A 3,903-nucleotide genomic window follows, 5' to 3' on the forward strand; every position below is an offset into this window, starting at 1 on the left:
AAGATGAGTATAATGCCACTATACTTAACTACATTCAAAAACTGGAATGGGAAAATGCTATAATTTCGGATGGTGTAGATGGAGAAGTAATCGAAATTCCCTTTACCCTGAAGAACCAATTACAATCTTCAAATGAGAAAGCCTCTTTAAATAATGACCGTCACCGTTTGGTATTTATAAAAGACGACAAGCAAAAATTCAAAATATATTATGTTCAGATATTTACTGACAATCTGAATGCTCATAACTTAGATGAAGACTACAGTTATTACGGTATGACACAAAATTTTAATGGTAAGGTTTTTGTGTCGGACTTACAAACCAATAAAACAAATGTTATTCAATTTAAGGATGGTCAAACAATTCAATAATCCTTAACTTCAAAATGGCGTGAAGAAACATACGATTGCACTTTTATAGGCTACTGGGACGAAGGAGGAAACTTTCATCCTATTAAACTCTTATATTGTGAGGGAGGAGGTTTTGATGACGGAGATCCATACCCACAATATGGAGGAGGCGGAAGCGGAGGCTCTTCGGGAGGAACAACGCCCGCAGCCATAGCGGACAAAATTGAAAAAAGGATAATCAGTGATAATTTGAAACCTTGTCAAAAAGAAATTTTGGAAAAGTTAAAAACAGCAACAAATTCAGATATTGCCAAAATGCTTACTAAGTTGGGAGCAACCACCAGTTATTCTGTAACTTTTTTTGCTGAGAATCCTCAAAATATGACTCCTGCTGCTTCTAAACGAGTGTCACAGTATAATTATAAGATTCAAATCAGCAATGATTATGAAAGTGCGACAAAACTTTTTCGTGCAGGAAATATGCTCCACGAACTGGGTCATGTTTTTTTTATGAGTTTGAATGACGATTATACAAGTACTACACCACCTAATCCAGGTGTTTTCGAGGATTACCCTACCCTTTTTAAAGGCTATGTACAAAAAAAATATCCCAATATGTATGATGCACATCATATCGAAATGGCCAATCAGTATATTGATGCAATAGCAGTAACTTTACAGGAATATAACAAATATGCAGATCCTGAAGGTACTATCCCATATCAAGTCTATACCGACCTGGCATGGGGAGGATTACAGGGAACACCGGTGTTTGAAGAAAAATTTCCTCCAGGAAGTCCTGAAAGATTAAGGATTGAAAATAGATATTCCGCAGAACAATCCGGAAATGCTGTTGGATACAGTAGTGGACAACTTCAGGAAGTTATAGGAAAACCTTGCAATTAATATTATTATGAAAAATTTTGGCTATTTACTTTTAGTTATACTCTATTGTAACTGTTCGACAACAAAAGAAAAAAACGCACCCATAAACGATTATTTGGAATCTCAAAAGCTGGGTGATCAAAAAATAATGGTTATTCAGGAAAAAATAAACAACAATGTCACTATCGACATTTTCAAGGGCAAAATATACTTTGAACCATTATCAAATCAATACGAACGGAATGAAGGAATACAGGAACCTTTATACGACAAAACGAAATGGGAGAAAATGAAATCAAAATATGAAAATAGTTATATTACAGATTTTTGGATTCGCAATAATAACTGGTCTTCAAAGGATTTCAAAATACAAAATATCTTGTTTTTTGAAAGAGCCAAATTCCCAAATCCGGGAAAATATGAGAAGTTTGATTTTCAGGACTATTATACCGTATTTTCATTTTCCGATCCTATTTACTACAATAAAAAATATGCCGTCTTTACTTTTCAAAAAACAAACACGAAGGCTATGATTTTAGGAAACACTTCGATTTTAGTATTAGAAAAGAAAAATGGAAAATGGGTTGAAGTGGATGGTGCTGTAGATGGTATATACAATTAATTGGAATACAAAAGATTTAAAAGCCTGCAGAGTTTATACCTGCAGGTTTCGTTTTTTAATATTTGACCTTAATGATATATGAAAAAGAAGTGAATATAAAATAATAAATTATACGCATTAAAAACAAGTTGCCGCATAAATGTACAATAGCTAATTTATGTTTCTTTCAGCAAATTTAAATTCTCTTCCCTTTAAAATGATTTCTCTTTCCAACCAACTCCCCTATCACCGGCCAAAATCAAAATAAAAAAAATCAATTACAATTAAAAAAAATCAAAAAAAGAAAACTAACTAACCAATTTGTAAAGAAAAATACGCTTTGCCTGTGTTATTAAATTTCACAACAAAGAACAACTGTTTCAGAACAAATCATCACGAAAATTATAATCTATTTTATAAATTTGGATAGAAACGCACAAAATACCTTTAAACAATTTTAATCCATTCTTTTAAATTTTTCCTGCAGTGAGATTTTGTAGCAGCATTTTTCTAATTTTAACCTCCTTAATTTGTTTTGGACAGTCCCCTTTTGGGCATTTGAAAAAAGATCTTGAGCAGAAAATAATGCACTGTAATTTTAAGGAAGCTTTAAATATCATCAATAAAAATAGTGACTTATATCATGGTTCGGCAAAAACTGAACTGGATATCATGAAAATGAAAATTCTAACCGAGCTGGGACTTTATGATGAAGCTTTCAAACTTTCTCAAAATCTAGTCAATGATTCCAAAACCACCCCGGAACAGCAGCTTAAGATTCATGTGGAAAGAGCATTGATTTTTGAAATTAACGACGACTTCCCTTCCTGCAGAAGGGAATTGGAAAAAGCTGAAAACCTAATTATTAAATACCCGCAGCTCAAGTTTAAAAACTATACCAATTTTCTTATTCGTAAATCTTCGTATTATCGTGTGAGCGGTTCTTCAAAAATCGCATATAATCTGGCGCTGCAGGCAGAAAAATATGCAAGCACAGTGCATGATACTCTAAATATGCCTGTTGTGCAGCTGATTATAGCACTTGGCAATCGAAAAACCAATTCAAAAAAAGAATTAAAGCATTATCAGCGGGCACTTTATTTATACAAAAGACAGCATCATTACGAAGCCATTATTTCTATGTACACCAATCTAAGCTTTTATTACTTTGATAAAAAAGAGTATCAGCCAGCGACGATATATATAGATTCTGCACTGGCTATCGTATCAAAATCAAATGTCCTGAGCTATACAGGAGATGTCTACAAAAACAAAAGCATGATACTGGAACAGGAAAACAAATCAGATTCTGCACTTTATTATTTTAAAAAAGCTTCTGAATACTACAAAAAATTCTACAGCGAACAGCGAGATATCAAAATCAAAGAACTTGAAACACAATATAATTTTGAGAAAGAAAAAACAGAGAAACAGTCGTTAAAAAAAGACATAAAAAGTACCCGCATTTTAAATACAACACTTATTCTATCTGTTATTGTCATGGCGCTATTTATTCGCCAGCTGATGAAAAACAAAAGAAAAATTGAGTCTCAAAAGAAAAAAATCTCCGAAAACAATTCGGCTCTGAAAACTAATCTTGAAGAAAAACAATTTCTAGTCCAGGAACTGAATCATCGCGTTAAAAATAATCTGGCTGTAATTTTAAGTCTTATTGATTTTCAAAAAGAGCAGGAAAAAAATGAAGATTATAAATACAGATTCGATGATCTTTACCAACGCATCAAAACCATCATGATTGCCCATGAACTTTATACTTACAGTGTTAATTATAGTGATAATGCATTGGTTGAAACCCAAAACTATCTTGAGAAGATATTAGAAACCCATCAAAACAGCAGTATAAGAGCCTTTACATATAGTAATGACACTGAAAAGATTTATTTTAATGTTGATAAAATACTTTCTCTCGGACTGCTTTTAAATGAACTGGTAACAAATTCTATAAAACATTCAAATCCTGTTGGAGATCTCGTTTTGCATTTGGAACTCAAAAAAACGGATGAAAATCAAATAATAGTACATTATTCCGATAATGGAACTGTTTTC

Annotated in this window: 4 protein-coding genes; all 4 read left to right on the forward strand. The window is 32.5% G+C overall.

Translation table 11 applies throughout. From position 1 onward, the window contains the following. Nucleotides 1–371: hypothetical protein (locus tag VGE71_RS17265; protein WP_331139423.1), on the forward strand; the 371-nt coding region annotated here is incomplete at its 5' end. A 252-nt stretch (nucleotides 372–623) separates the two neighbouring features. Beyond that, nucleotides 624–1,256 (forward strand): hypothetical protein, encoded by a 633-nt coding sequence (locus VGE71_RS17270; RefSeq protein WP_414656177.1) that lies wholly within the window; start codon nucleotides 624–626, stop codon nucleotides 1,254–1,256. A 7-nt stretch (nucleotides 1,257–1,263) separates the two neighbouring features. After that, entirely contained in the window at nucleotides 1,264–1,857 is a 594-nt protein-coding gene (locus tag VGE71_RS17275) for a hypothetical protein (RefSeq protein ID WP_331139424.1), read from the forward strand. A gap of 651 nt (nucleotides 1,858–2,508) precedes the next feature. Next, nucleotides 2,509–3,903, forward strand: a 1,395-nt coding sequence (locus tag VGE71_RS17280; RefSeq protein ID WP_331139425.1) for a sensor histidine kinase, incomplete at its 3' end; no start/stop codon positions are given.

Source organism: Flavobacterium sp., assembly GCF_036405015.1.
Lineage (GTDB): Bacteria > Bacteroidota > Bacteroidia > Flavobacteriales > Flavobacteriaceae > Flavobacterium.

Excerpts from the sequence above, each read along its gene's own strand:
- VGE71_RS17275 (WP_331139424.1), top strand. The coding sequence starts at position 1,264 with ATGAAAAATTTTGGCTATTTACTTTTAGTTATACTCTATTGTAACTGT.